We start from the raw sequence: 24,226 nt of genomic DNA, 5'->3' as shown, positions 1-24,226 counted from the left end.
CTGCCCTGCATGCCCTCATGGACCAACTGGGCGGGCACCGCCACCAGCCACCCGGCCAGGGAGCTGAGCCCGCACGACGCCGGCGACGTGGTCGACGCCGTGGTCACCGCACGCCGCGAAGGCCTCACGGTCAAGATGCCCGGCACCGGTCACTCGTTCACCGACATCGCGGTGACCGACGGGGTGCTGCTGCACCCGAGCGGGCTCAGCGGCATCGTCGCGGTCGACCGCGACGCCATGACGGTCACCGCCCTCGCCGGAACCCCCCTGCACGAGCTGAACGCCGGGCTCGCCCGGCTCGGCCTGTCCCTGCACAACATGGGCGACATCGAGGAGCAGACGCTGGCGGGCGCCATCTCCACCGGAACCCACGGCACCGGCGGCCTGGTCGCCTCCCTCGGCTCCCAGGTGTGCGGGCTGGAGCTCGTCGCCGGTGACGGCACCCTGATCAGCGCCACCGAGCTGGAGAACCCCGACGTCCTCGACGTCGGCCGGGTCGGCCTCGGCGCCCTGGGCGTGCTCACCTCCATCACGATGCGGGTGGAGCCGCTGTTCGTCCTCGAGGCCCATGAGGGCCCGATCGGCTGGGAGCAGGCGATCGCGGAGTTCGACGAGCTCGTCGCCGAGAACCACCACTTCGAGATGTACTGGTTCCCGCACACGGACCGGTTGCTCGCCAAGCGCAACAACCGCACGCTCGACGACGCCGAGCCCCTCAGTCGCCTGCGCACCTGGATCGACGACGACCTGATGGCGAACCACGCGTTCGGCTGGCTGAACCGCCTCGGCAACGTGCGCCCGGGCCTGATCCCCCGGCTCAACGGACTGGCCGCGCGGGCGCTGGGCACCCGTCGGTACAGCGACGTGCCCCACAAGGTGTTCACCTCCCGGCGGGGCGTGCCCTTCCGCGAGATGGAGTACGCCGTGCCGCGCGAGGTGGGCCTGGACGTGCTCACCGAGGTCCGCGCCCTGATCGAGCGGCGGGGCTGGCGGATCAGCTTCCCGGTGGAGATCCGCACCTCGCCCGGCGAGGACCACCCCCTCTCGGCCGCCTATGGCCGGGACTCGATGTACCTCGCGTTCCACACCAACGTCCAGACCGACCACCACGAGTACTTCGGCGGCGTCGAGGAGGTGCTCCGCGCCCACGACGGCCGTCCGCACTGGGGCAAGCTGCACACGCGCACCGCCGAGGACCTGGCGCCGGCCTACCCGCGCTGGCAGGAGTTCCAGGACCTGCGGAACCGCCTCGACCCGGAGCGGGTCTTCACCAACGCCTACCTCGACCGGGTCCTGGGCTAGACGCTGGCCCTGGACGCTGGCCCTGGACGCTGGCCCTAGACGCTGGCAGAGCCCCGCGGCAGCGGCGCCCGCCAGTCCCGCCACAGGGCCAGCACCCGCAGGCCGAAGCAGAGGATCACCCCGGGGATCGCCACCAGGCCCTCCGGGAGGCCCCACCCCTGGGCGAGCACGGCCCACGTCGCCCCGACCAGTGCCGGGGTCGCGTAGAGCTCGCTGGAGAACACCACCGGGACCCGGCCCGCGAGCAGGTCGCGTGCCATCCCGCCCCCGATGCCGGTGACCATCCCCATCAACGCCGAGGGCACCGGTCCCAGTCCGTACTCGAGGGCCTTCAGCGCCCCGGTGACGCAGAACAGCCCCAGTCCCGCGGCGTCGAAGACGTTCACGACGCGCTCGGCCCGACCGACCGCCGGGTGGAAGACGAAGGTGATCAGCCCGGCAGCGACCGGCACCATCAGGTAGCGCCAGTCGGTGAGTGCAGCCGGCGGCGTGGCGGCGATCAGCACGTCTCGCAGGAAGCCGCCACCGAGCCCGGTCGTGCCGGCCAGGACCAGGACACCGAAGACGTCGAACTGCTTGCGCACGGCGACCAGGGCGCCGGAGATCGCGAACACGAAGATGCCGCTGAGGTCGAGCACCAGCAGGAAGGTGCTCGGGTTCGGTTCGGCCATGGCTCAACACTAGGATGGGTCGGCGCGTCGCCCTGCTCAGGCGTGGACCGGGCTGAAGTAGGCTCGGGGCCGCAGGTGTGATGCGAAGGAGCAGCGAGCATGCAGGACCTCACCCCGGTGGGGCTCAGTCAGAACGGCAGGCGACTGCTGCTGGTGAGCCCGACGGGCGAGGAGTTCGCGGTCCCCGTGGACGCCCGGCTACGCGCCGTACTGCGTGGCGAGAACGCACGACTCGGCCAGTTGGAGATGAAGATGGAAAGCGCACTGCGCCCTCGCGACATCCAGGCCCGCATCCGGGCGGGCGAGTCACCCGAGGAGGTCGCCGCGGCCGCGCAGACGTCCGTGGAGGCCATCATGGGCTTCGCCACCCCCGTGCTGGCGGAGCGGGCCCACGTCGCCCAGACCGCGCTCAAGGCCTCGGTCCGCCGCCGCTCCGGGGAGTCCTCCTCCGGGGGCCGCACCCTCGGGGAGGCCGCTGCGATGTTCTTCAGCGACCACGGCCTGCACGACGAGGACGTGGAGTGGGACGCCTGGCGTCGCCCCGACGGCCGCTGGGCGCTGGTGGCGACGTACGCCGTCCGCGGCACCCCGCGCACCGCGGAGTTCACCCATGACATGCCGGGGCGCTACGTGGTCGCGCAGAACCAGGAGGCGCTCGTGCTCACCGGCGAGGTGCGCGAGACCGAGGCCCCTGCCACTCCCGGGCAGCCGGACGGCGACCGCGCCGGCAGCATCCGCCGGCTGAGCTCGGTGCCCTCCCAGGACGAGCTGCCGCTCGGCGACGACGCCATCGAGCTGGTCAGGGACCGGCAGCCCGACCCGGAGCCGGCCACTGCCGACTCCCCCGATGTCGAGACCGGCTCCTCCGAGACCGGCTCCGAGGCCGGCGACCGGACCGCTGACCCGGCTGCCGCCGCGGACGCCGACTGGCTCGCGCAGGACCGCCCCGCGGTTCCCCCGGCGGCGGGCCAGACGCTCTCGGAGCACCAGCGCGACGCCGGACCCGGCGGCGAGCCCGACCTCCAGCCGATCCCGGAGATCGAGGACCACCTCAACGAGAACGGGGCGCTGGACCCGGTCGAGGTCGAGGAGTCCGTGGCCGACGTACCGCCGACCCCGCCTCCGGCGCCCGCACCGGCGCCGAAGAAGAAGAGCCGTTCCTCGGTCCCGTCGTGGGACGAGATCATGTTCGGCGGCGGCAAGAACGACTGACCGACCCGGGGCACCGGCCCCGGACGAGGGGTGCCGGCAGGTCGGCATCTGGTCGATGATGGTGACCCGGCGCGCTCGGGCGAGTTGAATGACCTCAGTCAACCTCGTCGACCCCTGAGAGCGGTGCATCTCACCATGGCCTACTTCGTCACCGGTGCGACCGGGTTCCTCGGTCGGCACCTGGTCCAGGAACTGCTCGACCACCGCGACGGCGAGGTCTTCGCGCTCTGCCGGGAGGGATCGCTCCCCCGGCTGGAGGCGATGATCGAGGAGTGGGGCGCAGCCGGTCTCGACGCCGACCGGGTCGTGCCCGTCATCGGCGACCTCGGTGAGCCCGGCCTGGGGGTGAGCCACCAGTGGGTCACCGCGCACGCGGACGAGATCGACCACTTCTTCCACCTCGCCGCCATCTACGACATGACCGCCTCGGAGGACCTGAACGAGACGATGAACGTCGGTGGCACCCGCAACGCCATCGACCTCGCCGCCCGCCTCGAGGTGTCCTGCCTGCACCACGTCTCCTCGGTGGCCGTCTCGGGCGACTACCGCGGCGTGTTCGACGAGACGATGTTCGACGAGGGCCAGCGGCTGCCCTCGGCGTACCACCGCACCAAGTTCGAGTCCGAGCGGATCGTGCGCGAGGAGGCCGGCGTCCCCTGGCGGATCTACCGGCCGGCGATCGTGGTCGGCCACTCCGAGACCGGGGCGATGGACAAGATCGACGGGCCGTACTACTTCTTCCCGCTGCTCAAGCGGCTGCGCGACAACGTGCCCGCCTGGCTTCCTCTCGTCGGCGTCGACCTCGGCGACACCAACGTGGTCCCGGTGGACTACGTCGCCCGGGCGATGGACCACCTCGCGCACGAGCGCGGGCTCGACGGGCAGGCCTTCCACCTCGTCAACCCCGACCCGATCGGGACCGTCGACCTCGTGAACACGCTGGCGGCCGCCGCCAAGGCCCCGCGGTTCGCGGTCCCGGTCGACCGCAGCGTCACCTCGATCCTGCCCACCGAGCTCCTCCCCCGGGCGCTGCGGCCGGCCAACCTCGTCGCGGCCGCGCTGCGGACACCGGCGCTGCACCTCGCGCTGAGCCAGACCATCGGTCGCCTCGGCATTCCTCCCGAGGTGCTCGAGCACGTCTCCTTCCCCTCGGTCTACGCCACCCGCTCCACGGACAAGGCGCTGGCCGGCTCCGGGATCTCGGTGCCCGACCTGGACTCCTACGCCTCGACGCTGTGGTCCTACTGGGAGGAGATGCTCGACGACTCGATCAGGAGCGACTCCTCGGCGGTCCGCGAGCTCGCCGGCAAGGTCGTGGTGATCACCGGCGCCTCCTCCGGCATCGGGCTGGTCACCGCGGTGCAGATCGCCAAGGCCGGGGGCATCCCGATCCTGGTCGCCCGTGGGCGGGACAAGCTGGAGTCGACCCGGCGGCTGATCGAGGCCCAGGGCGGGACGGCGTACAGCTACCCCTGCGACCTCTCCGACCTCGAGGCCATCGACGCCCTGACCAAGCAGCTCGACGAGGACTTCGAGCACATCGACTACGTGGTCAACAACGCCGGCCGTTCCATCCGGCGCTCGCTGCGGTTGAGCGAGGACCGCTTCCACGACTTCGAGCGCACCATGCAGCTCAACTACTTCGGGGCGGTCCGCCTGGTCCTCGGGATCCTGCCCAAGATGCGCGAGCAGCGGTCGGGCCACGTGGTCAACGTGTCCTCGATCGGCGTCCTCACCAGCCCACCGCGGTTCTCGGCGTACGTCGCCTCCAAGGCCGCCCTGGACGCGTGGAGCAACGTGGTCTCCAGCGAGCTGATCAGCGACGGCGTGTCCTTCACCAGCATCCACATGCCGCTGGTCCGCACGCCGATGATCGCCCCGACCAAGATGTACGACAAGTTCCCCGCGATCACCCCGGCGCAGGCCGCGGCGAAGGTGATCCGGGCCCTGGTCGAACGGCCCCACGAGATCAACACCCTCACCGGCAACCTCGGCGCCCTCGGGCACACGCTGGCCCCCCGGACTGCCTTCCGGATCCTGCACGTGGCCTACCAGGTGTTCCCGGACTCCACGGCCGCCCGCGGCGACGACGACGCGCGCACCGAGCGCGTCAGTGTCCAGCGTGCGCTCGCCCGCGCGTTCCGCGGCGTCCACTGGTAGCCTCCATCTCGTGCTGAACCTGTGTTGTCGCTGCCGCTGACACCAGCCTGCGGGCTGGTGCGTCCCCCGGACCCCGACAGCCCCGACACACAGGATCGATCTCCCCATGCCACCGATGAACTTCGGCACCTGGACCCGCGCGCTCGGCGCGCGCGGCTACGAGGTGCTCGCCCCCAGCCACGCCGTCCCCGTCTCCCTGTGGCTGCGTGAACGGCCCGGCACCGACCGGGTGCTGCACTTCGACGCCCGCGGCACCCGGCTCCGCCTGGCGGCCTACCGGCCCTCGGACCTGACCACCCTGCTCCTGCGCGCGGAGTGCGACTGCGAGTCCCACCGGCAGGCCGGGGCGGCCGGGCGGCTGGTGCTCAACCCCGGGGCGGTGCCGCTGGAGACCCACGATCTCGACGGCGCCGTGGTCTTCGGCTGGCGCGGCCACGAGGCCGCGCTGCTCTCCCTGGAGGAGACCGCCGGGCTCTTCGAGAGCCTGCTCGCGCGGCTCAGCCCGCTCGGGGACCTGTCGGGCAACGTCCCGGGAGAACTCGCAGCCACGGCCTGACTGAGTGTGTCCCTTTCGCTCAGGTCGGCGCGACGGTGGCCGATGTGAGTGCTCGTGAGCACCCGTCTGACCTGACCGATGAGCAGTGGGCACTGCTCGAACCTGCGCTGATCCGTCCTGGGAAGTCTGGCCGCAAGCACGCGGACCTGCGCACCGTGGTGGACGGCATCCTCTACATCACGCGGACGGGCTGCCAGTGGCGGTACCTGCCGGAGTCGTTCGGGCCGTGGACGCGGGTGTGGTCGCAGTTCCGCCGCTGGTCACGCAACGGCACCTGGGCCACCCTGCTGGCCGTCCTGCACGAGCAGCTGCGCCTGGCGGCGGACCGGGACGCCCACCCGTCGATGGTGGTCATCGACTCCCAGCTTGCGCGCGGTGCCTCCCAGGGCGGTGTGACGTTCCACGACCGCGGCGGCCCGTACGGCGCGACGTTGGGCGCCAAGCGGGTAGTCCCGGTCGACGCGACCGGGATGCCGGTCGGTGCCATCGTGGTGCCGGCATCGACGACGGAGTCCCGGGCGACGGAGCTGCTGCTCGAGCACCTGGTCGACCTGGGTGTCACAGAGCGGCTCGAGCTGGTCCTGGTCGACCGCGGGACCACGGCCCGGGCCGCTCGTACGATGTCGCGCCGGTTCGAGCTCGAGGTGCGCCAGGTGTTCTGGCCCGACCGTCAGCCGGTGTTCCGGCCCATCGCGCACGCGTGGCGGGTCGAGGTCGCCCACGGGATGCTCGGACGCAGCCGGAGGTTGGCGAAGAGCTTCGAGAACACCACCAGCTCGGCGACCGGTTGGCTCCAGGTCGCGTGTGTGGCGTTGCTGCTGCGCGAGCTCGCCCCTGCCTGACCCTGTTCCCCTATCTGCTGCGCTGTCGGTGCTGGGCGGCACCATCAGCCTCATGCCCGCCGCCGTGAAGAACGACACCGCCGTACTGGTGTCGCACACCGGTGCGCCGCTGACGAGGTCGACGACGTTCAAGTTCACCCTGACCCCGACCCGAGCCCAGGACCAGTTGCTGCGTGCGCACGCGGGCGCGGCGAGGCTCGCGTACAACCATCACCTCGCCCGGATGCGGGCCAACCTGGACCAGCGCGCGGCCGAGCGCACCTACGGCATCGCGGACGCCGTCCTCACCCCGTCCCTGTCGTGGTCGAAGGTGTCGTTCATCAACGAGATGAACGCCTGGAAGGACGGCCGCGCCGCCGACACCCGGATCACGTGGGACGAGGACGGCAACGAGGTCCGCGGGCTGCCATGGCGGGGCGAGGTGTCCGCTGACGTCTTCGAGTGCGCGAGCGTGAATGCGGCCCAGGCGTTGAAGAACTGGTCCGACTCCCGCAAGGGCGCCCGCGCCGGGAAGGCGGCCGGGTTCCCGCGGTTCAAGTCGCGGCACAAGACCGCGCCGGCGTTCCGGCTGCGCTCGAAGTACGCCGAGGGGCAGGCGTCCCCGGTGCGGCCGACCGGGCCGCGGTCGATGAGGTTCCCCAAGCTAGGCGAGATCCGGGTCCACGAGCACACCGGGAAGCTCGCCAAGATGCTCGCGGTGGGACGGTTTCACATCTACGCGGCATCGTTCCGGCTCGAGCGCGGCCGCTGGGTCGTCGCCGTCACCGGCGTCGCAGCAACGATGCACCACCAGCGCCGTACGCCGACCAGCCGGCACACGTCTCGGGTGGGCGTGGACCTGGGGGGTGAAGACCCTCGCCGTGGTCGCGGATGAGGATGGACGCCAGCTGCAGGCATGGGCGGGGGTGAAAGCGCTGCAGCACGCCCAGGCACGCCTGAAGCTGGCCAACCAGGCTCTCGCGAGAACCAAGCGAGACTCCAACGGCCGGAAGAAGGCAGCACGTCGCCTGGGCAAGATGCACGCCCGGATGACACACCTGCGCCGGAACCTGCTCCACCAGATCACAGGCGACCTGGCCCGCGGGTACACGTCCGTGGTCATCGAGGACCTGAACGCGGCCGGCATGCTCGCCAACCGGCGGCTCGCACGCGTGGTCTCGGACGCTGCGTTCGGGGAGTTCCGTCGCCAGCTCACCTACAAGGCAGCCTGGTACGACACCGAGCTGGTCATCGCCGACCGCTGGTTCCCGTCGTCGAAGACGTGCTCCGGGTGCGGCAGCCTCCACGCCGACCTGAAGCTCTCGGACCGGGTCTACGCCTGCACGGCGTGTGGGCTCGTCATCGACCGGGACGTCAACGCGGCTGTCAACCTGGCCCGCTACACCGCACCCCCACCCGAGACTCCACCGATTCCCGCGGCCGCCTGACACACGCACCGTGTCTGCACCCGGATGAGCCGGGCCAAGAGCCGACCGTCACCTCGCACCACAATGAGGCCCTGGGTCGGAACCAGCGCAAGACCACACCCCAGGTGGTGCGGCGGCTGGAAGGCAACCAAGAACCCGCCCCTCAGTAGAGGGGCGGGTCAAGGGGAGCCGGTGAGTCCCGCGAAAGGGACACACTCAGTGAGTGCCACGATGTGCTGATGCGGATCTTCCACCTCGCCACCGTCGCCGACTGGGAGGCCGCGCGGCGCTCAGGTGCCTACACCACGTCGACCCGCGGGGTCAGCCTGGCGCAGCAGGGATTCCTGCACGCCGCACGGGTGGGCCAGGTGGCCGGCGTGTTCGACCGCTACTACCGCGACGCCGGCGAGCCACTGGTCCTGCTGAGCATCGACACCGACCTGCTCGGCGTGCCGTGGCAGGAGGACCCCGTGGGCGACGACACGTTCCCGCACATCTACGGCCCGCTGTCACCCGACGCGGTCGTCGCGGTGCAGCCTCTCGACCAGGACGGCGACCAGGACGGCGACCCGGGCTCCGACCACCAGGGCCTCAGGCCTCGCCCGTTGCCACCGGCCGGTCCGGGTCGGTGACCCACTCGCTCCACGAACCCGGGTAGAGCGCGGCCTCGATGCCGGCCACCGCCATCGCGAGCACGTCGTGGGCAGCGGTCACGCCCGAGCCGCAGTACGCCGCGACCTCGCGGCCCTGCGCCACGGCGTAGTGCCCGACCAGCTCCTCGCGGCTGCGGAACCGCCCGTCGGGACGCAGGTTGCGACTCGTCGGGACGTTGACCGCCCCGGGGATGTGGCCGGCCACCGGGTCGACCGGCTCCACCTCGCCCCGGAAGCGTTCCGGCTCGCGTGCGTCGAGGAGCACGTGGTCGTGGGCGAAGGCCAGGACCTCGTCGGTCTCCAGCACCGGCAGCTGTCCGGGCCGTGCGACGAAGTCGCCGGGGGCCGGGTGCACGGACTCGGTGGAGACCGGCTGACCTGCCTCCACCCAGGCGCTCCAGCCGCCGTCCAGGACACGCACGTCGGGATGGCCCGCCCAGCGCAGCAGCCACCAGCACCTCGCCGCGGCCCGGCCGGCCCAGTCGTCGTACACCACGACGGGGCGATCCTCGCTCACCCCTGCGGCGCGCATGGCCCGCTGGAAGACCTCCGGGTCCGGCAGCGGGTGCCGCCCGCCCGTCCCGGGAGGCGACGCCAGCACCCCGTCCAGGTCGACGTACGCCGCGCCGGGGACGTGACCCCGGGCGTACTCCTCGGCCCCGGGAGGCCCGCCCATCCGGTAGCGGACGTCGAGCACGGTGCACGAGCCTGCGGCGACCGCGGCTGCGAGGGCTTCGACGTCGATCAGCGGCTGGCTCCGGGATGCGTGCATGGCATGATCCTCCCCGATGGCTGAACTCCAATTCTTCACCGGCACGATGGACTCCGGGAAGAGCACGCTCGCGCTGCAGACGAACCACAACCACGCCGCCCGGGGCCGGATCGGCCGGATCTTCACCACCCACGACCGTGCGGGCTCGGCCCGGATCTCCTCCCGGCTCGGCCTGACCCACGACGCCCTCGAGGTCGACGAGGACTTCGACTTCTGGCGCTACGTCGTCGACGAGCTCACCCACGGCGCCAGGATCGACTACCTGATCTGCGACGAGGCCCAGTTCTACACCGGCGCGCAGGTCGACCAGCTCGCCAAGATCGTCGACGAGCTGCAGCTCGACGTGTTCGCCTTCGGGATCCTCTCCGACTTCCGCACCCAGCTCTTCGAGGGGTCCCGGCGCCTGGTCGAGCTCGCCGACCGGATGAACGTGCTCCAGGTCGAGGCGCTGTGCTGGTGCGGCAAGCGGGCCACCCACAACGCCCGGACGGCCGACGGCGAGATGGTCACCGAGGGCGAGGTCATCGTCGTGGGTGACGTCGAGGGAGAGGTGCCGGCGGAGATCTCCTACGAGGTCCTCTGCAGGGCCCATCACCGCCGCCGGATGACGGCCTCACGGGCCAGGGCGATCTCGATGATCGCCGAGCCGCTCCCGTTCTCCTAGAGGGCTGCGTCAGCCGACGAGGATCGGGATGTGCATCTCGCGCGGTGTCAGGGAGCCGTGCAGGCCCACGAGCGTCATCTCGTAGGGGAAGTCCGTGGAGCTCATCAGGGCCCAGTCGTCGCGGGCGGCCACGACCACGTCGCCGAGGCGCAGGCGCACCCGCGAGTCCACCTCGCCGAACCAGCCGCGCTCGATCGCCTCGTCGCGGGTGAGCACCGTCGCCCGGTCGCCCAGGGTCTCGCGCCACGCGTCGGCGACGGCGGGCACCGCACCGCCGCGGCAGTACACGTGCCGGAACCTGGCCTCGCCACCGAGCAGGGTGACCCCGTCGCGCAGCTGCGCGAACCCGTCGATGTCGACGTGGCGTTCCGCCGGGGAGTCGATCATCCCGTGGTCGGCGACCACCACCAGCCGGACCTCGTCGGGCAGCTCGTCGCGCAGCTCCTGGACGTCCTCGTCGATGTCGCGCAGCTGCGCACGCCAGCGCTGGGAGTCCACCCCCGCACGGTGGCCGTGCCAGTCGAGGTCACCGTCGTAGACATAGGTCACCGAGGGGCGTCGCGCAGCTCCCGCGACGGCTCCCGCGACCCGCTCGGCCACGTCGTCGGCGCCGACGTACTCCGCGCCGCGCTGGCCGCACCGGGTCAGTCCCGAGCCGGCGAACTCGCGCTTGCTGACCACGCTCGTGTGCACCCCGGCCGCCTCGAGCCGCGTGAAGGCGGTGGCGTTGGGCTGCCACTGCAGCGGGTCGACCGGCTGGTCCCAGAACAGCGAGTTCAGCAGCGCGCCGGTCTCGGGCACCCGTGAGCTGAACCCGACCAGCCCGTGCTGGCCCGGCGCGAGCGCCGTGCCAAGGGAGGTCAGCGAGGTGGCCGTGGTCGACGGGACGCCGCAGGTGGCCGGCGGCTCCCCCAGCAGGGAGTGCAGGTACGGCGCCTGCACCCGGTGCTCGGCCAGCAGGTCGTGACCGAGCCCGTCCACCAGCATCACGACGTACGCCGGCGCCGGGGGCAGCCGCAGCGAGGACTCGTGGAAGCCGACGTCGACGCCGAGGGCCCGGGCGACCGCAGGCAGCACGTCGCCGAGGGTGCGACCCGCCAGGTCGCCGGAGTAGGCCGGCTCTACGAAGTCCGGCAGGGCTGGCCGCACCGTCAGGTCTGCGTGCGGGCGGAGAGGCTCTCGGCGAAGACGAGGAGGTCGTCGACGGCACCCTGGCCGTCCGCTGCCGAGCTGACCCGCAGCGAGAAGTCGTCGGAGACCACCATGCCGGTGTAGCCGTGGTCCGCGTCGCACTCGGGATCCGCGCAGGCGGCGGGCTCGAGGTCGATCCGGTTGATGCCGCCCCAGCCGATGGTGAGCACGGCCTCGCTGGGAGTGGGCTCACCGCCACCGGCGAAGGTCGCCGGGTTCGCCACCATCCGGTTCACCACGATCGAGCGCACCGAGCTCAGCTGGATCGCCTCGGTGGAGGTGGAGGTGTAGGGCTCGGGCAGCAGGTCGTCAGGAGCGTGCTCGTCGGTGTGGCACAGGATCAGCCGGGTCCCGGTGAGCACGACGACCGTGATGTGCCGGCGCACCTCGTCCCGGTCGATGGTGGGCTCGTGGTGGACGAGGTAGGAGGTGACGTTCTCGCCGGCGACGGCCGACCGGACTCCGGCGGCGACGACCTGCGGGTAGTAGCCGGTCTTCTCGATCGCCATCACGAGGTCGGAGAAGCGGTCGCTGGGGGGTGCTTGACGCATGACCGCAGTCTGTCACGCGTTCCGGCCCAGCCGCCCGCCGCTGCACGCGCACGGTGCACGGCGAGGCCGCTCAGCGGGGCAGCGAGTCGTCGAGCGGGTCGGTGAGCCGGCGTACGAACAGGTCCGAGCGGGGCTCGAGCATCGCGTCCACCCGGCCCGCGGCCTGCAGCACGGTCACCCCGTCGGCGGTGGCGTGCACGAGTCCCAGGTCGATCTGGCTGACCTGGGGCAGGTCGATCTTCAGCTGCGCCACCCGGCGGAGCAGGTCCTCCACCGCGGGCACGTCGACCTGCTCGCTCCCCCGGTAGCCGAACAGCAGCGGCGCCGCCTTGATGGACCGCACCGTCTCGGCGGCGTCGAGCCCGCTGATCGGCGGGATCCGGAACGCCCGGTCGCCGACGAGCTCGGTCAGCGCGCCGGAGACACCGAAGGAGACGGCCGGGCCGAAGAGCGGGTCCTCGAGGCCACGGACGGCGACGGGGACGCCGGGCGCGGCGGTGCGCTGCACGACGAACCCGGCGTCGGTGGGGTCGGCGATGATCGCGCTCAGCGAGTGCCAGGCGTCGCGCATCTCCTGCGCGTCATGGATGTTGCGCCACACGTGGGCCTGGTCGGGACGCTGCCGCAGCCGGTCGGCGGTCGCCTTGAGCACGACGTCCCAGCCGAGGTCCCCGGCGGCCTCGATCGCCTCCTCGACGGTCCCGACGTGGCGCCGTTCCCACAGGTCGATCCCGTAGTTGCCGAGCAGGTCGCGCAGCTCGGCCTCGGAGAGCTCGTGTCCCTCGGGGTGGTCGACCAGGAGTCCGTTCACCTGCCGCTTGGCGGCGTCGAGCTCGATGTCCTCCAGAACACCCACCTCGTCGTCGTGGCGGCCGAGCCAGGCGGCGTAGTCCACCACCCGGGCCAGGGCGCGCACCGCGGCCTCGACCGCGGGGTACGACGGGACCGAACCGCGGCCGGCGGTGTGGCCCGAGACGTCGGGGACCCGCAGCAGCTCGGGCACCCCCTCACGTCCGAGGAAGGAGGAGACCAGGGGCTTGTCCGACTGCTCGCCGACGGCGGCGAGCACGTTCGCCACCTCCTCGCCACCCGCGTCCAGGGGCGGGATGTAGACCGCCACCACGGCGTCCACGTGCCCGTCGTCGATCGCGGCGTCGAGGGCGTCCTCGAAGTCCTCCGCCGTCGCGTCGGCCCCGAGCGCCGTGGCGCTGGTGACGGTGAGCCCGCTGGCGGCGGCCGCGTCGACTGCGAGGAGCCCGAGGGCGTCGGAGTTGCCGACGATCGCGACCCGGGGGCCGGTCGGCAGCGGCTGGTGGGCGAGCAGCTGGGCGACGTCGAACATCTCGTCGAGGGTGTCCACCTGGATGATCCCCGCCTGGCGGAACATCGCGTCCACGGCCTCGGGCGGCGCGGCGATCTGGCGTACGGCGTGGCCCATCGGCACGCCCTGGGTGCTGCGCCCGGAGCGGACCGCGATGATCGGCTTGGAGCGGGAGACGCGGCGGGCGATTCGGGAGAACTTGCGCGGGTTACCGATGGACTCCAGGTAGAGCAGGATGACCTCGGTCGCGGCGTCCTCCTCCCAGTACTGCAGCAGGTCGTTGCCGGAGACGTCGGCGCGGTTGCCCGCGCTGACGAAGGTGGAGAGCCCCAGGCCACGCCCGCGCACCTTCTCGAGGATCGCCGAGCCCAGCGCACCGGACTGGCAGAAGAAGCCCGCCCTCCCGCGCGGTGGCATCAGCGGCGCCAGCGATGCGTTCAGCGAGACCTCGGAGGCGGTGTTGATCACCCCGAGGCAGTTGGGCCCGATCAGGCGCAGCCCGTAGGAGCGCGCGAGGCCGACCAGCTTGCGCTGGCGGTGGCGCCCCTCCTCGCCGGTCTCCGCGAAGCCGCTGGAGATCACGATCAGCCCGTGGACGCCCTTCGCGGCGCAGTCGAGGACGACGTCCTGCACGGCTTCGGCTGGCACGGCCACGATCGCGACCTCGACCTCGCCGGGGATGTCGCTGACGCTTGCGTACGCCGGCATGCCGGCCACGGCGTCCGCAGCGGGGTTCACCACGTAGACCCGGCCGGAGTAGTCCCCGAGCACCAGGTTGCGCACCAGGAGCGCGCCGATCGTGTCGCTGCGCCGCGAGGCCCCGATGACGGCCACGCTGCGGGCGTTGAGGAAGGCCGCGATGGACGCCGCCTCGGAACGGTGCTCGCGCGCGGCGAGCACGCCGATCGAGGTCTCGGTGGGGTCGATGTCGAACTCGAGGTGCATCACCCCCTCGTCCCAGCCGCCCTTGACGACGTACCCCTGCTCCCGGAAGACCTGGATCATCCGGCGGTTGTCGGGCAGCACCTCGGCGACGAACCTGCCCACGCCCCGCTCGCGCCCGGCCTGCGCGAGGTGCTCGAGGAGCAGCTGCGCGATGCCGCGGCCCTGGTGGGCGTCCTGCACCAGGAAGGCGACCTCGGCGCGCCCCTCCTCGACCACGTCGTAGCGCCCGACCGCGATGATCTTCTGCGCAACCGTCATCACGAACGCGACCCGGTCGCGGTAGTCCACGTGGGTGAACCGCTCGACGTCGCGGTCGGAGAGCCTGGGCATCGGCGCGAAGAACCGGAAGTACTTCGACTGGTCGGAGACCTGCGCGTAGAACTCCACGAGCCCCTCGGCGTCCTCGGGCACGATCGGGCGCAGGTGGGCGGTGCGCCCGTCCCGGAGCAGGACGTCGGCCTCCCAGTGCTCGGGATAGTCCCGGGGGGAGGGGGCTGGGTCGACGCCCGTCGCGGTCACGAGTGAAATGTACCGTCCGCGGCCCTACGGCGTGCCCCCTGATCGATCACCGGCGCCGGTTGGGAGAATCCCCCCATGGCCCGTCGTACCGCACCACCTCCCCCGGAGGACTTCGAGGAACACATCGTCGACATCGACGTCGGCGACGAGATGCGCACCAGCTTCCTGGAATACGCCTACTCGGTCATCTACTCGCGGGCCCTGCCGGACGCACGCGACGGGCTCAAGCCCGTGCAGCGCCGGATCCTGCACGCCATGCACGAGATGGGGCTACGTCCCGAGCGCGGCCACGTGAAGTCCTCCCGCGTCGTCGGTGAGGTGATGGGCCGGTTCCACCCGCACGGAGACGGCGCCATCTACGAGGCACTGGTCCGGATGTCGCAGTCGTTCTCGATGCGGCTGCCCACCGTCGACGGCCACGGCAACTTCGGCTCGCCCGACGACCCGCCCGCCGCGATGCGGTACACCGAGGCGCGGATGGCTCCTGCCGCGGTCGCGATGACCGCGACCATCGACGAGGACACCGTCGACTTCCGGCCCAACTACGACGGCCGCGAGATCGAGCCCTCGGTGCTCCCCTCCGCCGTGCCGCACCTCGTGGTCAACGGCGCCACCGGCATCGCGGTGGGCATGGCCACCAACATCGCACCGCACAACCTGATCGAGGTCGTGCAGGCGCTGCGCCACCTGGTCAAGCACCCCAAGGCCGACCTCGACGCACTGATGCGGTTCATCCCCGGCCCCGACCTGCCCACGGGCGGGAAGATCATCGGGCTGGACGGGATCCGGGACGCCTACGAGACGGGGCGCGGCACCTTCCGGATGCGCGCCACCACCCGGATCGAGTCGGTCACCCCACGCCGCAAGGGCATCGTGGTGACCGAGCTGCCCTACGGCGTCGGCACCGAGCGCGTGATCGCGGCGATCAAGAAGCTCGTCCAGGCCAAGAAGCTCCAGGGCATCTCCGACGTCAAGGACCTCACCGACCGCTCCCACGGCCTGCGCCTGGTGATCGAGGTCAAGAACGGGTTCCACCCCGAGGCCCTGCTCGAGCAGCTGTTCAAGAGCACCGCGATGGAGGACTCCTTCGGCATCAACGCGGTCGCCCTGGTCGACGGCCAGCCCCGCACTCTCGGCCTGAAGGAGATGCTGGAGGTCTTCCTCGAGCACCGCTTCGACGTGGTCCGGCGACGCTCGCGCTTCCGGCGCGGCAAGGCGGCCGACCGGCTGCACCTCGTCGACGGCCTGCTCGTCGCGATCATCGACATCGACGAGGTCATCCAGCTGATCCGCAGCAGCGACAACACCGAGATGGCCCGCAACCGGTTGATGGACGTCTTCGACCTCACCGAGACCCAGACCAACTACATCCTCGAGATGCCGCTGCGCCGGCTGACCAAGTTCTCCCGGATCGAGCTCGACAAGGAGCACGCGGAGCTGCTCGCCACGATCGCCGCCCTCGACGAGATCCTCGGCGACGAGAGCCGGCTGCGCAGCGTCGTGTCCGACGAGCTCGCCGAGGTCGCCAAGACGTTCGGCACCCCGCGGCGTACGGTCCTGCTGGAGTCCTCCGGGCAGACCGCCACCGCCTCGGCCACGCCGCTGGAGGTGGCCGACGACCCCTGCTACGTGTTCCTGTCCTCCTCCGGCCTGCTCGCGCGTACGACGACCCTCGACCCGCCCGGGGACGAGGGGGGCCGGGCCCGTCACGACGTGATCGTCTCCGCGGTCGCCTCCACCGCCCGCGGCGAGGTCGGGGTGCTCACCTCGGCCGGCCGGGTCGTCAAGCTCGGCGTGCTCGACCTGCCGACCCTGCCCAGCACCGCCCACCACCCCAACCTCGCGGGCGGGGCGCCGGTCGGGGAGTTCCTGACCCTCGAGGGCGAGCGCGTGCTGGGACTGACCAGCTTCGATCCCGACTCCCCCGGGCTCGCGCTCGGCACCAGGCTCGGCGTGGTCAAGCGGGTCAACCCGGAGTACCTCTCCGCACGCGACGACTGGGACGTGATCTCCCTCAAGGAGGGCGACGAGGTCGTCGGGGCCGTGGAGCTGCGCACGGGGCAGGAGAGCCTCTGCTTCATCACCAGCGACGCCCAGCTGCTGCACTTCGGGGCCGACCAGGTGCGTCCGCAGGGCCGCTCCGGCGGCGGCGTCGCCGGCGTGAAGCTGGGCGCCGGTGCCCACGTCACCTCGTTCACGGCACTGGACCCCGAGGACGCGGTCGTGGTCACGGTCTCGGGCGCGTCCTCCGCGCTGCCGGGCACCGAGGCGGGCTCGGTGAAGGTCGCACCGTTCACGGAGTACCCGCCCAAGGGCCGGGCCACCGGGGGCGTGCGCTGCCACCGGTTCCTCAAGGGCGAGGACGAGCTGGTCTTCGCCTGGGCGGGACAGTCCCCGGCCCTCGCGGCCGCCGACAGCGGCGCCCCCGTGGAGCTGCCCGACCCGGTCGGACGACGCGACGGTTCGGGCCTGCCGGGCAGCCAGCCGATCGTCGCCTGCGCCAGCCCGGTCGCGGCCGTCCTTCCGGCCGGTCCGGGTCCGGACGCGACCGCCGACGTGGCAGGGTGACCCCATGATCGGACCCCGACGCACTCGCGCCCTCTCCCTGCTCGCCCTCGCCCTGGTGGCACCCGTGCTGGCGACCGGTTGCGGCGGCGACGAGGCGGCGAAGAAGGCGGAGAAGTCGCCGACCGAGGTGATGGAGACGGCCAAGGGCAAGTTCGACGACGCCAGCAGCGTGCGCATCGCGCTGTCCACGGAGTCGACCCCCTCGGCCGGCAACGGCGTCCTCGGCGCCACCGGCGACATCGCCCACCCCGCGGCGTTCGAGGGCGACGTGAAGGTGGTCCTCAGCGGGCTCACCGCCACCGTCCCGATCACCTCGGTGGACGGGGAGGTCCACGCCAAGCTGCCCCTGCAGACGAAGTACTCCGTGATCGACCCCGCCGAGTACGGCGCCCCCGACCCGGCCCAGTTCGCGGACCCCGAGCAGGGCCTCTCCGCGCTGCTCACCCAGCTCGAAGGGCTGAAGAAGGGCGAGAAGAAGCGCAACGCGGACACGATCGTGACCACCTACACCGGCACCCTGCCCGGTGCGGCGGTCAAGCGGATCATCCCCAGCGCCGTCACCAAGGAGAGCTACGACACCAGCGTCGGCGTGGACGACAAGGGCTACGCGACGACCGTGAAGGTGACCGGACCGTTCTTCTCCGGCGGCGGCGACGTGACCTACGACGTCAAGCTCACCGACTACGACAAGGGCGTCAAGATCACCGCTCCCACGAGCTGATCGGCCGACCCCTGTGACGACCTCACGCCCCGGCCGCAGGCGGTCGAGCAGCGAACGCGGTGAGCGGGCGGTCGAGCCCCAGGAGGGCGCCACGGGCCCCTCCCGCTCCGCGACGGTGCTGCTCGCCCTGGCTGCGGTCGCGGTCGCGTTCGCCGCGGCGGACACCTACGTCGTCGTCCTCTCCCTGCCCGACATGATGGGCTCGGTCGGCCTCAGCGTGGACGAGCTCCAGCGGGCCGCCCCGATCGTCAGCGGCTTCCTGCTCGGCTACGTCGCGATGCTCCCGCTGATCGGCCGCATCGCCGACCTCCGTGGCCGGACCCCGGTCCTCGTCGCGGCGCTGGTGGTGTTCGCCTTCGGCTCGCTGGTCACCGCAGCGGCGTACGACCTCGGCAGCCTGGTGGCCGGCCGATTCCTGCAAGGGGTCGGGGGCGGCGGCCTCGTCCCGGTCACCCTCGCCCTGGTGGCCGACCTCTACCCCGCGAACCGCCGCGGCATTCCCCTCGGCATCGTCGGCGCCGTCCAGGAGCTCGGCAGCGTCATCGGCCCCCTGTACGGCGCCGTCGTGCTCTCCTTCGGCACCTGGCGCGACATCTTCTGGATCAACCTCGCCGTCGGCCTCGTCCTCGCCGCGGCCATCGTCACCCTCACAAGCACGGGCAATCCCGGTCGTTCGGCAGGTCGACACGCCGGTGCGGACCTGCCGAACGGCCGGGACTATCCGAGGTGGCGGCACTTCGACTGGATCGGCCTGATCCTGCTGGTCCTGGGACTGGCCGCGATGCTGCTGGTGATGTGGCAGCCGGGCAGCCTGGTGTCCTCGGTGGAGCTGGGTGGGCCGTTCGTGCCGTTCACCAGCGGGGGCTCGATCTGGTGGTCGCCGATCGGGCTGGTGGCGGTGGGCCTCGGGGTGGCCCTGTTCGCGCGGCTCGTGCTGGCCCGCAGCCCCCTGGTGGACCTGCCCGACTGGTGGCGGTCGGTGCGCGAGGCCGACCTGGTCGGCGCCGGGCTGCTCTCGCTCGCGCTGGGCGGGATCATCCTGGCCTTCGCCACCGCCGACCCCGAGGTGCAGGTTTTCTCCCCCGCGGGCCCGTGGTACCTCGCCCTCGCCGCGGTCTCCATCGTCCTGTTCGCCCTGCACAACCGCCGCTCACCCGCGCCGCTGATCCCGCACGGGGCGTTCGCGCAGCGGCCTGCGTGGGGGGCGGTACTGGTGAGCTTCTTCGTCGGCGCCGCCCTGATCGCCGCCCTGGTGGACATCCCGATCTTCGCCCGGCTCACCGTCGCCGACGGCTCCCAGATCAAGGCGGCGCTGGTGCTCGTGGAGTTCCTGGTGGCGCTCCCGGTCGGCGCCATCCTCGGCGGCGCCCTGACCCGCCGGGTCTCCGCAGGCGTGCTGACCGCGGCCGGGATGCTCCTGGCCGCCGCCGGGTTCTGGCTGATGGCCGGGTGGGGCCTGGAGTCCCTGGACCACCTGTCCTCCTCCGCGGTGCTCGCGACGACCGGGCTCGGCTTCGGCCTCGCGCTGGCCCCGGTGAACGCGGCCCTGCTGGCGAGCACCGAGGACAGCGTCCACGGCGTCGCCAGCGCCCTGCTCGTGGTCTCCCGGATGGTCGGCATGCTGGTCGGCATCTCCGCGCTCACCACGATCGGCCTGCGCCGCTACTACGCCGTACAGGTCGACATCCCCTCCCCCAACGACGTGTGCTCCGACGGCAAGACCCGGTGCGCGGAGTACACCCGGATGCTCGAGGTGGCCGGCATCGAGCAGCTCCAGGCGATCTTCCTCGGCGCCGCCATGTGCGCCGTGATCGCCGCTGCTGCGGCCATCTGGTGCTTCCGCGGCGCGAACACCCGTCAGGTCCGATCCTCCGGCCTGACCCCCACCCTGTGAGCCGTACGCCGTCGACCGGTCACCGCTCCCGGGCAGCCGGCCGCCCGGTGTTGAACGTCACGTCCTCAGGGGCTTCGCAAGGGACTAGGTTCCTCCTGTGACCAGCAACGACTTCGAGGACCTGCTCGCCGCCAACCGCACCTTCGCGGACACCTTCGACCTCGCCGGGTTCGACGGTGTCGCCCACGCCGGGATCGCGATCGTCACCTGCATGGACTCCCGCATCTCGCCGCTGGGCATGCTAGGACTCGTGCCCGGCGACGCCAAGATCTTCCGCAACCCCGGTGGCCGCGTGACGCCGCAGGCCCTGGAGGCGCTCGTGCTGGGCGTCCACCTGCTCAAGGTCGAGCGCATCCTGGTGGTTCCGCACACCAGGTGCGCGATGGCCAGCTCCACCCTCGATGAGATCCGCGCCAAGGTCACCGAGTCCGCAGGCCAGGACGCGTCCTGGCAGAACTTCGGCGTCGTCGAGGACCAGCTGGAGGCGCTGCGCGACGACGTGCACAAGGTCCGCGCGCACCCGCTGATCCCGGAGCGGGTCGCGGTCGGCGGCTTCCTCTACGACGTCGACAGCGGCCTGCTCGAACAGCTCGCCTGAGGGTCGTCGCCCAGCCACGGGTGACTGGCTCAGTGCCCGTCCGGCTGGTCCGGTGCGAACGGCCACTCCTCGAAGTGCCGGCACCGGCCGTCGTCGGCGAACCGGAGCACCCAGAGGTCGCGCCAGCGCCCGGCGTCGGCCCGGACGTAGTCGACCTCGACCCGGACGACCGCCGTCGTTCCGTCCACGGCGACGATCTCCGCCGTCATCGTGAACCCCTCCTCTGGGCCCTCCCGCTCGGAGTCCCAGAACCGCGCGACCGCAGCCAGCCCCACGGCCGGCTCCGCCCACGGGGAGGCGAGGTAGGACACGTCCTCGGTGAACAGCGCGGACAGCGCCTCGGTCCCCGGCGTCCGCCACAGCTCCTCGTAGCGCGTCAACCAGCGGCGTACGTCGTCACGCTCCATGGGAAAGATCCTGCCCGAGCGTCACAATGGCGTCATGGACCTGGACCAGGCACGTGACTTCGTGCGCACCCACCACCACGCCGTGCTGGCGACCCGCAGCCCCGACCGCGTCCACCAGAGCCCTGTCCTGGTGGGGGTCGACGCCGAGGGGCGGCTGACGGTCAGCAGCCGGGAGACGGCGTACAAGACCAGGCAGCTGCGTGCCGACCCCTGGGTGCAGCTGTGCGTGATCCCGGACGGCTTCTTCGGCGAGTGGATCTACGTGGAGGGCGAGGCGGAGGTGCTCTCGCTCCCGGAGGCGATGGAGCCGCTGGTGGACTACTACCGCGGCATCAGCGGCGAGGCCGAGGACTGGGACGACTACCGGGCCGCCATGGAGCGTGATCGCCGCGTCATCCTCCGGATCACCCCGACCCGCGCCGGTCCCGACCGCCAGGGCTGAGCGCCGCGACCACCCGTCCCAGGACCGCGCCCACCAGAGCGCCCGCGGCGTTGCGCGTCATGTCACCGGCCTGGCACGCGCCGATGTCCAGCGCCGCCTGCGCGAGCTCCGCACCCAGGCTCAGCGCCAGCGCACCCAGCACGACAGGCCAGATGCGGCGCAGGGCCCACGCGGCGAAGAAGCCCGCCGGCATCAGGAGCAGCACGTTCAGCACCTGCTCGGCGTTGGTCGGCTCCAGCGCCCAGGCCCAGTCGCACGTGGGACTGCGGCGCAGGTCGACCCCTCGCCGGGCCAGGGTCAGCGCGGGGAACAGTGCCAGCGCCAGCGCGGCCGCCACGGCGACGCAGGTGCGGCCACCGCGCCAGCGGGCCCGCCAGGTGGCCACCAGGGTGAGCGCCACCAGCCCGAGCGCGGAGACGACGTAGCCCAGCTGTACCGAGCGTCGCCCCAGCAGCAGCGTGAGCAGCCCCCACACCTGGTCCCAGGCGGCGGTGAGCGTCTCGTTGTCCACGCGCGTCAGGCGTCGATGGCGTCCGCGTCAACCTCGTAGGCGCCCGCCACGATGAAGTCCTTGCGCGGCGCCACCTCGGCACCCATCAGCAGCTCGAAGACCTCGGCGGCCTGCGCCGCGTCGTCCGCGGTGATCCGGCGCAGGGTGCGGTGGCGCGGGTCCATCGTGGTCTCGGCCAGCTGGTCGGCATCCATCTCGCCGAGACCCTTGTAGCGCTGCACGGGGTCCTTCCAGCGCACGCCCTTCTTGGTCAGCTCAGCGAGCTTTCGCTGCAGCTCGGGGTCGGAGTAGGTGTAGACGTACTTGTCCATCCCCTTCTTGGGGTTGGTCAGCTCGATCCGGTGCAGCGGCGGCACGGCGGTGAACAGCCGGCCGGCCGTCACCAGCTCGGGCATGTACTTGAAGAACAGCGTGGCCAGCAGGCAGCGGATGTGCGCGCCGTCGGAGTCGGCGTCGGCCATGAAGATCACCCGGCCGTAACGCGCCTGCTCGAGGTCGAAGGTGCGCCCGGAGCCGGCACCGACGACCTGGATGATCGAGGCGCACTCGGCGTTCTTGAGCATGTCGGCCACCGTGGCCTTCTGCACGTTCAGGATCTTGCCGCGGATCGGCAGCAGTGCCTGGAACTCAGAGTTGCGGGCCAGCTTGGCCGTGCCCAGCGCGGAGTCCCCCTCGACGATGAACAGCTCGGATCGCTCCACGTCGGTGGACCGGCAGTCGGCCAGCTTGGCCGGGAGCGCCGAGGACTCCAGCGCGTTCTTGCGGCGCTGGGTGTCGCGGTGCTGACGGGCCGCCAGACGGGTCTTGGCGGCACCGGCCACCTTCTCCATCACCAGCTTGGCCTGGGCCTTCTCGGCCCGCTTGGTGGAGGTGAGGAAGTTCTTCAGCTCGGCCGCCACCACCTTGCGTACGACGGCGCGCGCCGCCGGCGTACCGAGCACCTCCTTGGTCTGCCCCTCGAACTGCGGCTCGGCCAGACGCACGGTGACCACGGCCGTGAGGCCCTCGAGGACGTCGTCCTTGACCACGTCGGTGTCGTTGGCCTTGAGCACCCGGCTGTTGCGCATCACGTCGTTGAACGTCTTGGTCATCGCGGCCTCGAACCCGGCCACGTGCGTGCCGCCCTTGGGCGTCGCGATCACGTTGACGAAGGAGCGCAGCTCGGTCTCGTAGCCGGTCCCCCAGCGCAACGCGACGTCGACCCCGAGCTCGCGCTCCACGTCCTGGGGCGTCATGTGGCCCTTGGCGTCGAGCAGCGGGACGGTCTCGGTGAACACGTCGGACCCCTGGAGGCGCAGTACCTCGGTCACCGGCTCGTCGTGGCTGAGGTACTCGCAGAACTCGGCAATGCCGCCGGCGTGGTGGAACGACTCCGTCACGGGCTCCTCGCCGCGCAGGTCGGTGAGGGTCAGCTCGAGACCGGGCACGATGAAGGAGGTCTGGCGGGCCCGGGTGACCAGCTCGTCCCAGGTGAAGGTGGCGTCCTTGGTGAAGATCTGGCGGTCCGGCCAGAACCGGACGCGGGTGCCGGTCACGCCCTTCTTCACCCGAGCACCCTTGTGCAGCCCCGACTGGGGTGCGAAGTCGGTGCCCGGGCCCTCGCCGGAGAACACGCCGGGGACGCCCCGCTGGAAGGACATCGTCTGGGTCGCCGGCGGCCGGTCCACCTCGACGTCGAGTCGCGCCGAGAGGGCGTTCACGACCGAGGAGCCCACGCCGTGCAGCCCACCGGTGGCGGCGTACGAACCGCCGCCGAACTTGCCGCCCGCGTGCAGCTTGGTGAAGACCACCTCGACTCCGGAGAGCCCGGTCTTGGGCTCCTTGTCGACGGGGATGCCACGGGCGTTGTCACGGACCTCCGCGGAGCCGTCGGGGTGCAGGAACACCCGGATGTGGTCGCCGTGCCCGCCGAGGGCCTCGTCGACCGCGTTGTCGATGATCTCCCACAGGCAGTGCATCAGCCCCCGGGTGTCGGTCGACCCGATGTACATGCCCGGCCGCTTGCGCACCGCCTCGAGACCCTCGAGGACGAGCAGGTGCTGGGCGTTGTAGGTGTTGTCGATTGGTCTACCTCTGGCTCTGGACGCGGCATGGCTGGCCCCACGGCTGCGGTGGGGAGCAGGTCCGAATCTACCGACCGCCGGGTGCCGCTCATCCACCGACGCGCCACCGTGGTTCGCGACACGCTCGGACACGATTCGGCAACGTTCCTCAATGCGGGCCTTGTGCGGTGTGCTGAACTAGAAAGAACGGGTACGCACACAACGAGTTGGTCCGTTTCGCCACGTTCGAGAACACGGCGCGTCAGACTCGACTCAGC

General features: G+C 71.6%; 22 protein-coding genes. 14 read left to right on the top strand and 8 right to left on the bottom strand.

Annotated elements, in window-relative coordinates:
- Positions 1 to 9 precede the first annotated feature (9 nt).
- Complete coding sequence (locus tag AC4BGB_RS19525; RefSeq protein WP_490548656.1) at positions 10 to 1,302, top strand: D-arabinono-1,4-lactone oxidase; 1,293 nt, start codon at positions 10 to 12, stop codon at positions 1,300 to 1,302.
- A 35-nt stretch (positions 1,303 to 1,337) separates the two neighbouring features.
- Here the strand turns inward: AC4BGB_RS19525 and AC4BGB_RS19520 are convergent, their stop codons facing one another.
- Positions 1,338 to 1,973, bottom strand: a complete 636-nt coding sequence (locus AC4BGB_RS19520) for a trimeric intracellular cation channel family protein (RefSeq protein ID WP_490548655.1) — start codon at positions 1,971 to 1,973, stop codon at positions 1,338 to 1,340.
- Between the two features lie 99 nt (positions 1,974 to 2,072).
- Between AC4BGB_RS19520 and sepH the strand changes: the two genes are divergently transcribed.
- The 7 genes from sepH (at position 2,073) to AC4BGB_RS19485 (ending at position 8,781) form a co-directional block, all read left to right on the top strand.
- A complete protein-coding gene (gene sepH / locus AC4BGB_RS19515; RefSeq protein ID WP_490548654.1) occupies positions 2,073 to 3,185 on the top strand; it encodes a septation protein SepH in 1,113 nt (370 codons plus the stop codon).
- 135 nt (positions 3,186 to 3,320) lie between these two features.
- Positions 3,321 to 5,345 carry an SDR family oxidoreductase gene (locus tag AC4BGB_RS19510; protein ID WP_490548653.1) on the top strand — a complete coding sequence of 675 codons (2,025 nt, stop codon included), beginning with the start codon at positions 3,321 to 3,323 and terminating at the stop codon, positions 5,343 to 5,345.
- Positions 5,346 to 5,451: 106 nt separating this feature from the next.
- Positions 5,452 to 5,901: a hypothetical protein gene (locus AC4BGB_RS19505; RefSeq protein WP_490548652.1), complete on the top strand. Its 450-nt coding sequence runs from the start codon at positions 5,452 to 5,454 to the stop codon at positions 5,899 to 5,901.
- Positions 5,902 to 5,945: 44 nt separating this feature from the next.
- Complete coding sequence (locus tag AC4BGB_RS19500) at positions 5,946 to 6,743, top strand: IS5 family transposase (RefSeq protein ID WP_490548651.1); 798 nt, start codon at positions 5,946 to 5,948, stop codon at positions 6,741 to 6,743.
- A 52-nt stretch (positions 6,744 to 6,795) separates the two neighbouring features.
- Positions 6,796 to 7,617, top strand: coding sequence for a helix-turn-helix domain-containing protein (locus tag AC4BGB_RS19495; protein WP_490548650.1), 822 nt, complete (start codon positions 6,796 to 6,798; stop codon positions 7,615 to 7,617).
- Positions 7,589 to 8,170, top strand: coding sequence for an RNA-guided endonuclease InsQ/TnpB family protein (locus AC4BGB_RS19490; protein ID WP_490548649.1), 582 nt, complete (start codon positions 7,589 to 7,591; stop codon positions 8,168 to 8,170). The genes AC4BGB_RS19495 and AC4BGB_RS19490 overlap by 29 nt, the downstream gene beginning before the upstream one ends.
- A 218-nt stretch (positions 8,171 to 8,388) precedes the next feature.
- Entirely contained in the window at positions 8,389 to 8,781 is a 393-nt protein-coding gene (locus AC4BGB_RS19485) for a DUF952 domain-containing protein (protein WP_490548648.1), read from the top strand.
- Here the strand turns inward: AC4BGB_RS19485 and AC4BGB_RS19480 are convergent.
- Positions 8,741 to 9,574 (bottom strand): sulfurtransferase, encoded by an 834-nt coding sequence (locus tag AC4BGB_RS19480; protein WP_490548647.1) that lies wholly within the window; start codon positions 9,572 to 9,574, stop codon positions 8,741 to 8,743. The genes AC4BGB_RS19485 and AC4BGB_RS19480 overlap by 41 nt on opposite strands.
- Positions 9,575 to 9,590: 16 nt before the next feature.
- On the opposite strand from AC4BGB_RS19480, the gene AC4BGB_RS19475 reads away from it, so the two are divergent.
- Positions 9,591 to 10,238: a thymidine kinase gene (locus AC4BGB_RS19475; RefSeq protein WP_490548646.1), complete on the top strand. Its 648-nt coding sequence runs from the start codon at positions 9,591 to 9,593 to the stop codon at positions 10,236 to 10,238.
- Positions 10,239 to 10,247: 9 nt separating this feature from the next.
- Here AC4BGB_RS19475 and AC4BGB_RS19470 read toward each other — a convergent pair whose 3' ends face one another.
- The 3 genes from AC4BGB_RS19470 to AC4BGB_RS19460 form a co-directional block, all read right to left on the bottom strand.
- On the bottom strand, positions 10,248 to 11,387 hold the full coding sequence (locus AC4BGB_RS19470) for an alkaline phosphatase family protein (RefSeq protein ID WP_490548645.1): 1,140 nt from the start codon (positions 11,385 to 11,387) through the stop codon (positions 10,248 to 10,250).
- Between the two features lie 2 nt (positions 11,388 to 11,389).
- Positions 11,390 to 11,980 (bottom strand): DUF5998 family protein, encoded by a 591-nt coding sequence (locus AC4BGB_RS19465; protein WP_490548644.1) that lies wholly within the window; start codon positions 11,978 to 11,980, stop codon positions 11,390 to 11,392.
- Positions 11,981 to 12,050: 70 nt separating this feature from the next.
- A complete protein-coding gene (locus tag AC4BGB_RS19460) occupies positions 12,051 to 14,765 on the bottom strand; it encodes a bifunctional acetate--CoA ligase family protein/GNAT family N-acetyltransferase (protein WP_490548643.1) in 2,715 nt (904 codons plus the stop codon).
- 75 nt (positions 14,766 to 14,840) lie between these two features.
- On the opposite strand from AC4BGB_RS19460, the gene AC4BGB_RS19455 reads away from it, so the two are divergent.
- The 4 genes from AC4BGB_RS19455 (at position 14,841) to AC4BGB_RS19440 (ending at position 20,546) form a co-directional block, all read left to right on the top strand.
- Positions 14,841 to 17,333, top strand: coding sequence for a DNA gyrase/topoisomerase IV subunit A (locus tag AC4BGB_RS19455; protein WP_490548642.1), 2,493 nt, complete (start codon positions 14,841 to 14,843; stop codon positions 17,331 to 17,333).
- A 4-nt stretch (positions 17,334 to 17,337) separates the two neighbouring features.
- Complete coding sequence (locus AC4BGB_RS19450) at positions 17,338 to 18,054, top strand: LppX_LprAFG lipoprotein (RefSeq protein WP_490548641.1); 717 nt, start codon at positions 17,338 to 17,340, stop codon at positions 18,052 to 18,054.
- Positions 18,055 to 18,067: 13 nt separating this feature from the next.
- Positions 18,068 to 19,948: an MFS transporter gene (locus AC4BGB_RS19445; protein ID WP_490548640.1), complete on the top strand. Its 1,881-nt coding sequence runs from the start codon at positions 18,068 to 18,070 to the stop codon at positions 19,946 to 19,948.
- Positions 19,949 to 20,045: 97 nt separating this feature from the next.
- Positions 20,046 to 20,546 (top strand): beta-class carbonic anhydrase, encoded by a 501-nt coding sequence (locus AC4BGB_RS19440; RefSeq protein ID WP_490548639.1) that lies wholly within the window; start codon positions 20,046 to 20,048, stop codon positions 20,544 to 20,546.
- A gap of 29 nt (positions 20,547 to 20,575) precedes the next feature.
- Here the strand turns inward: AC4BGB_RS19440 and AC4BGB_RS19435 are convergent, their stop codons facing one another.
- Positions 20,576 to 20,953, bottom strand: a complete 378-nt coding sequence (locus AC4BGB_RS19435) for a nuclear transport factor 2 family protein (protein WP_490548638.1) — start codon at positions 20,951 to 20,953, stop codon at positions 20,576 to 20,578.
- A 34-nt stretch (positions 20,954 to 20,987) separates the two neighbouring features.
- On the opposite strand from AC4BGB_RS19435, the gene AC4BGB_RS19430 reads away from it, so the two are divergent.
- Positions 20,988 to 21,395: a PPOX class F420-dependent oxidoreductase gene (locus AC4BGB_RS19430; protein ID WP_490548637.1), complete on the top strand. Its 408-nt coding sequence runs from the start codon at positions 20,988 to 20,990 to the stop codon at positions 21,393 to 21,395.
- Here the strand turns inward: AC4BGB_RS19430 and AC4BGB_RS19425 are convergent.
- Entirely contained in the window at positions 21,358 to 21,906 is a 549-nt protein-coding gene (locus AC4BGB_RS19425) for a VanZ family protein (RefSeq protein ID WP_490548636.1), read from the bottom strand. The two genes, AC4BGB_RS19430 and AC4BGB_RS19425, sit on opposite strands and share 38 nt — an antisense overlap.
- A 5-nt stretch (positions 21,907 to 21,911) precedes the next feature.
- Positions 21,912 to 23,969, bottom strand: a complete 2,058-nt coding sequence (locus AC4BGB_RS19420) for a DNA gyrase/topoisomerase IV subunit B (RefSeq protein WP_490548897.1) — start codon at positions 23,967 to 23,969, stop codon at positions 21,912 to 21,914.
- Positions 23,970 to 24,226: the final 257 nt, after the last annotated feature.

The organism is Nocardioides sp. Z30_9 (genome assembly GCF_058215735.1).
The sequence above is the reverse complement of the archived record's forward strand: the minus strand, read 5'-3'. Positions and strand labels throughout refer to the sequence as shown.

Coding starts and splice junctions, on each gene's coding strand:
- AC4BGB_RS19525 (WP_490548656.1), top strand. CDS start 10: ATGCCCTCATGGACCAACTGGGCGGGCACCGCCACCAGCCACCCGGCC.
- AC4BGB_RS19520 (WP_490548655.1), bottom strand. CDS start 1,973: ATGGCCGAACCGAACCCGAGCACCTTCCTGCTGGTGCTCGACCTCAGC.
- sepH (WP_490548654.1), top strand. CDS start 2,073: ATGCAGGACCTCACCCCGGTGGGGCTCAGTCAGAACGGCAGGCGACTG.
- AC4BGB_RS19510 (WP_490548653.1), top strand. CDS start 3,321: ATGGCCTACTTCGTCACCGGTGCGACCGGGTTCCTCGGTCGGCACCTG.
- AC4BGB_RS19505 (WP_490548652.1), top strand. CDS start 5,452: ATGCCACCGATGAACTTCGGCACCTGGACCCGCGCGCTCGGCGCGCGC.
- AC4BGB_RS19495 (WP_490548650.1), top strand. CDS start 6,796: ATGCCCGCCGCCGTGAAGAACGACACCGCCGTACTGGTGTCGCACACC.
- AC4BGB_RS19485 (WP_490548648.1), top strand. CDS start 8,389: ATGCGGATCTTCCACCTCGCCACCGTCGCCGACTGGGAGGCCGCGCGG.
- AC4BGB_RS19480 (WP_490548647.1), bottom strand. CDS start 9,574: ATGCACGCATCCCGGAGCCAGCCGCTGATCGACGTCGAAGCCCTCGCA.
- AC4BGB_RS19475 (WP_490548646.1), top strand. CDS start 9,591: ATGGCTGAACTCCAATTCTTCACCGGCACGATGGACTCCGGGAAGAGC.
- AC4BGB_RS19465 (WP_490548644.1), bottom strand. CDS start 11,980: ATGCGTCAAGCACCCCCCAGCGACCGCTTCTCCGACCTCGTGATGGCG.
- AC4BGB_RS19455 (WP_490548642.1), top strand. CDS start 14,841: ATGGCCCGTCGTACCGCACCACCTCCCCCGGAGGACTTCGAGGAACAC.
- AC4BGB_RS19450 (WP_490548641.1), top strand. CDS start 17,338: ATGATCGGACCCCGACGCACTCGCGCCCTCTCCCTGCTCGCCCTCGCC.
- AC4BGB_RS19435 (WP_490548638.1), bottom strand. CDS start 20,953: ATGGAGCGTGACGACGTACGCCGCTGGTTGACGCGCTACGAGGAGCTG.
- AC4BGB_RS19430 (WP_490548637.1), top strand. CDS start 20,988: ATGGACCTGGACCAGGCACGTGACTTCGTGCGCACCCACCACCACGCC.